Origin of the sequence: Nonomuraea mesophila (assembly GCF_004352805.1) — a bacterium.
Lineage (GTDB): Bacteria > Actinomycetota > Actinomycetes > Streptosporangiales > Streptosporangiaceae > Nonomuraea > Nonomuraea longispora.
In genome coordinates, this window is the sequence record NZ_SMLD01000320.1 from 1 (window position 1) to 4,415 (window position 4,415).

General features: G+C 62.4%; 5 protein-coding genes and 1 tRNA gene. 5 read left to right on the top strand and 1 reads right to left on the bottom strand.

All coding sequences use genetic code 11. The features are described 5' to 3' along the window. Positions 1–558 precede the first annotated feature (558 nt). From E1295_RS47320 to E1295_RS47340, 5 genes are all read left to right on the top strand, one after another. Complete coding sequence (locus E1295_RS47320) at positions 559–873, top strand: hypothetical protein (RefSeq protein WP_132641837.1); 315 nt, start codon at positions 559–561, stop codon at positions 871–873. Between the two features lie 88 nt (positions 874–961). Next, positions 962–1,174: a hypothetical protein gene (locus tag E1295_RS47325; protein ID WP_246081247.1), complete on the top strand. Its 213-nt coding sequence runs from the start codon at positions 962–964 to the stop codon at positions 1,172–1,174. 414 nt (positions 1,175–1,588) lie between these two features. Continuing rightward, a complete protein-coding gene (locus E1295_RS47330) occupies positions 1,589–2,383 on the top strand; it encodes a DUF6602 domain-containing protein (protein WP_342775979.1) in 795 nt (264 codons plus the stop codon). A 529-nt stretch (positions 2,384–2,912) separates the two neighbouring features. Continuing rightward, complete coding sequence (locus E1295_RS47335; protein ID WP_132641841.1) at positions 2,913–3,398, top strand: IS110 family transposase; 486 nt, start codon at positions 2,913–2,915, stop codon at positions 3,396–3,398. Next, the gene (locus E1295_RS47340) at positions 3,325–3,831 is read left to right on the top strand and encodes a transposase (protein WP_132641843.1); all 507 of its coding nucleotides are present in this window, start codon (positions 3,325–3,327) and stop codon (positions 3,829–3,831) included. Before E1295_RS47335 ends, E1295_RS47340 begins: the two co-directional genes overlap by 74 nt. A gap of 304 nt (positions 3,832–4,135) precedes the next feature. On the opposite strand, the gene E1295_RS47345 is transcribed toward E1295_RS47340, so the two are convergent. After that, positions 4,136–4,217: transfer RNA gene (locus tag E1295_RS47345), tRNA-Tyr, on the bottom strand. Between the last annotated feature and the right edge of the window lie 198 nt (positions 4,218–4,415).

The window sequence follows — 4,415 nt, forward strand, 5'->3', positions numbered from 1 at the left end:
GTTCCTGTCCGACTCGACGACCGCTCCGCCCCCCACACAGGGGGCCCACGGGCGGACAATCACCGCCGGAGCCCGCAAACCCCACCGACCCGGACGGGGACGAGTCCCACGACCTGATCCCGCTCACGGTCAACGAGATCCGTCGTCTCCACACCCGTCTCCATCGACGCCACCATCCCGCCGAGCATTATCTGCGCTGGTCACACTGGCGACGCTGTCACCAAGCCCGCGCCCGCCGCTGCCACTATCAACGCCAGCGCAGACTCATCGATCCCTAAGTGCGGCTGGAGTACTAAATGACCCGACGCCGCACCCCGCGCAACAGCGTGATTCGGCTGACCACCGGGCACGCCGCCCGCACCCTCAACCATCCATTCCCGCGCCGTGAGCCCGTCCTGGCGCTCGACTTCGGCGCCACCTCCGTGCTCGTCACCACCAACGGACCCGTGACGGCGGAAGACCTGGAGTTCGCCCGCCAGCTCGCCCACGCGGCCCACCGCTTCGCCCGCTCCCTGGAGCGCAGCTTCTACGGCCTCCCGGACGGCAAGGGGTGGCGGCGTGAGCGAGCCCCGGCCCTACACCTACGTCACCTTGTCCATGCAACCCGACTCCGCGCCGCACGTCGGCGTCTCCTTCCACACCCCGCGCCTCAAGATCCGTGCCGGAATCCTGCTCAGTAACCCGCGCCCGTACCTGGACTTCGCCTCTCATGAGGCGAACGTGCACATCTCCACCACCGGGGCCGGCCCGGTCACCGAAGACGATCTGACCCTCGCCCGCGACATCTTCAACGCCGCCGCTCGCTACCTGGCCGACTGCGAGCAGTTGCACGCCGAACAGTCGGCCAAGGACGCCACCGATACGGCGGCCTGACACATGAGGCGGGGCCGCTGGAAGCGGCAACTTCCGGCGGCCCCTCGGTTCTCCCACGACTTGCTCAATCACGAGAGGTTCCTAGCTTATGTTCAAGCGGCTGCCTGGCGATGAGGCGCGCAACCTCGTCTCCACCACGCCCGATACGGCCGTCGTCTTCCGACCGGCCGTGCTCAAGACACCCGCCATCATCACCTTCCTCGTCTACGGCTGGCGCTTCCTGTCCGCCCTCGCCCGCACCACCTGGCGGCACCCGGTCGCCGTCGCCGTCCCCGTCGTAGACGGCCGGACACAACAATAAAAGCCCATCACAGCGTTTCCGCTGGTGACGGGCCTCTCGCCTCTGGTGTGGCAGGTGCAAGCTTCGAGCTTGCGTAGGCCGAGCCGACGGGTTTCCGGACCTGCCACAGTGAGCCCTCGACCTGCGCGAATGCCACAGGAGCCGATACATGGGCAGACAGTGGACGTAAGGAAGCGCTCAGGAGGTTCGGGTAACACTCGCTCCGGCGACTCGAAGACTCGCCCACAGTCCCGTTCCCTAGGCCAGGACGTCCTGTCAGGAAATGCAATGACACACAATCCCGCTTGCCCAGAATCACTTTTGCCCCATCTCCGAAAAATAGACCAAACAGGAAATCTTCTACCTTACAGTTTTAGATAGCCACATTATCGCTAGCCACTGAACTAGTCGCTGTTCGCCTGCTATTCTGGCTTAGTGCCAATTCGTGAAATCCTCACCCTGCAAGAGAGGGCCCTTCGGTCGAAGCTGGACCTCTGTCGCGGCTCACTTCGCGACTCAACCTCAAAGGGAAATCAACTAGAGATTGCTACTCGCAGTTGGCTGCGGTCCGTTCTTCCGAGAGGGCTATGGGTTGGCCACGGCGAGATCATTGACACTAACGGTTCTAGGTGTACCCAACAAGACGTGATCATAGCTTTCGACGATCATCCTAGATTTTTCGACGAAGAGATCCCGCAACCCTTCTTCTTTGAGGGAGTCGCGGCCGTAGTAGAAGTCAAGGCAGCGATAAATAGCGGCGCGTTGAAAAACGTTGCCAAAAAGGCAAGCAGTTTCAGAAAGTTGCAACATCAGTGGGTTAAGATAGGCATCACCAAGAACGGCAACAAGATGTCCGCCGACATGCCAGACCAGCTCGCATACACAGCAGCTCCGCCGTTCGCATTATTGGGCTTCGAGAGCAGGATGTCGGCCTGCAAAGTCACAGAAGCCTTGTCCCGGTTCCCCAGCCGGCTAATTGACGCCGCCTTTCTCCTCAAAGAACCCAAGAGCACAGCAGGCAGCTCTAGCGCTTGGTGCGTAAATTATCCTAATGGGAGCTTTCGCTACCGACACTTTCTTGGTAGACAAGTTGCCACCGGCTGGAATCACGATCACGGCGATTTCGCTCTGGCGGCCTTCCTTACATGGCTAGTCGACACGATCAATTACCGGCAAATGCCACGAGGATTGATGGAGCCGTATTGGAGTGAGGCCCGAAAGCAGGTGTGACCGAGAGGAAGAAAGGTGAAGCCGGAGCCTAAGTTCGGACAGCCCGATCCAATTTACAGCATGAAGATAAAATAGCTAAGGCAGAGAAAAAGGTATGCAGCAGAAGAATACCGTGGACCAACCTAGTCCTTTGCTCATAGCTATATCGGAGCTGATGACTCTTCGAGCTCTAGAGCTCGCCGGGAAGCGGCTGCCCACGCGTCGGGGTGGGCGTTCCTTGTACGCCATCCATAAAAACGTACCACCGTGGGACATTCATACAATCTTTCCCGCTCAATCAAATGAGCTTGACAAGATTCTCGTCAATGCTTGGAACATTCCAGCCTTCATCGGCGTTCCCACGCCTCTGATAGAAGCCCTGGACTTGCATGTGCGTGCGCTTTTGATTTCTGGGCTTCCGTTCAGCCGCGCCGACCTACGCCTGACTCTATCGCGGGTAGAGTGCAATGAAAACGAACTTCCATGGTTCGACTAAAAGAGATGCTCAGCCCCCGGGAGTGCCCTCCGCACGAACCTTTGCGTCAGCGCCATCCAGTCCGACGCCGCTGGGTATGCGCATCTGATCCGCTGGGCCACCGAACACGCGCCAGGCCCGAACATGGTCTGGGCGATCGAGGGCACCCGCAGCCACGGCGCCGGCCTGGCCCGTGTCCTGCGCGCCACCGGCCAGCAGGTCATCGAGTCCGATCGGCCCAGACGCGTCCGCCGGCGTGGCAGCGGAAAGAGCGACGCGCTCGACGCCCACGGCGCCACTCGCGAAGCCCTTGGCCGCGAGCAGCGGGCCATTCCCCGCGCGGACGGCCCGCGGGAGGCCACGCGCATGCTGCTGGTCACCCGCGAAAGCGCCATCAGCGCACGCTCCAGCGCCGTCAACCAGCTCAAGGCACTGCTCCTGACCGCGTCAGAACCGCTGCGGCATACGCGCTCTGAAGCACCAAGCCTTGATCGACGCCTGCCTGCGCTTGCGCCCTTCCTCAGTCACCGACGCCGAAGAGCGCACCCGCCGCATCCGTGACCTCACCAGCGAAGTCCACGCCGCCGACGCCAAACTGACCGAACTCGTCGAACAGCCTGTCGGCCACCTGCTGCAAATGCGCGGCATCGGCGTCATCACAGCCGCCCTATGCTGGGTGTCCTGGTCCGGTCCCGGCCGCTTCCGCAACGAGGCAGCCTTCGCCGCCCTGGCCGGTGTCAGCCCGATCGAGGCCAGCAGCGGCAAACACACCCGCCACCGGCTCAATCCCTTCGGTGACCGGGCCCTGAACCGTGCGCTGCACCAGATCGCTCTCACTCTGGAACGCTGCGACCCCGAAACCCAGAACTACCTGGCTAGACGCACCAGTGACGGCAAGACCCGCCGCGAAGCCATCCGGCGCCTGAAGCGCTTCCTCGCCCGCAAGATCTACCGCGCCCTCGAACACCCACCCCCACCCGCGCAGGCCGCTTGACAAGCATTGAAGCGTCACGCGATGGCCGTCACCATTTCACGGCACCACGCCAGCTGACCAGGTCAAACTCGTACACCACTCCCGTGGGGACAACCAGTCTGCACTGACGGAAGACGCCCCTCGATGCCTCGACACCTATAGCGGGCATCGAAGATGCAGCAGGGCTAGGGAGGCCCCCTCTGAACTTGGCCGCGTATTGGCCGCGACAGGCCGTAGGAGACCGGTGATCGTCGTAGACGGCCGGACACAAAGCGAGAGGCCCGTCACCGCGTTTCCGCTGGTGACGGGCCTCTTCCCGCTGGTGTGGCAGGTGCAAGGTTCGAACTTGCGTAGGCTGAGCCGACGGTTTTACAGACCGCTCCCTTTGGCCACTCGGGCAACCTGCCGTGTCCTCCGCTTTCGCGGCGACAGACAGAAGGATAGCGGACTTCGGAGGTGTACGTGACACCGGTTTGTCCCGGCCGGGTTCACGTCACGTGTCACACACGCACTGCCCGGTCCTTCGGTGCGCGCAACTTTCTTCGTACGCGGTCGTGTCGTGGCGGAGCGCGTGGGGTTTCGTGGGGAAGGGGCGTGGTGGGGGT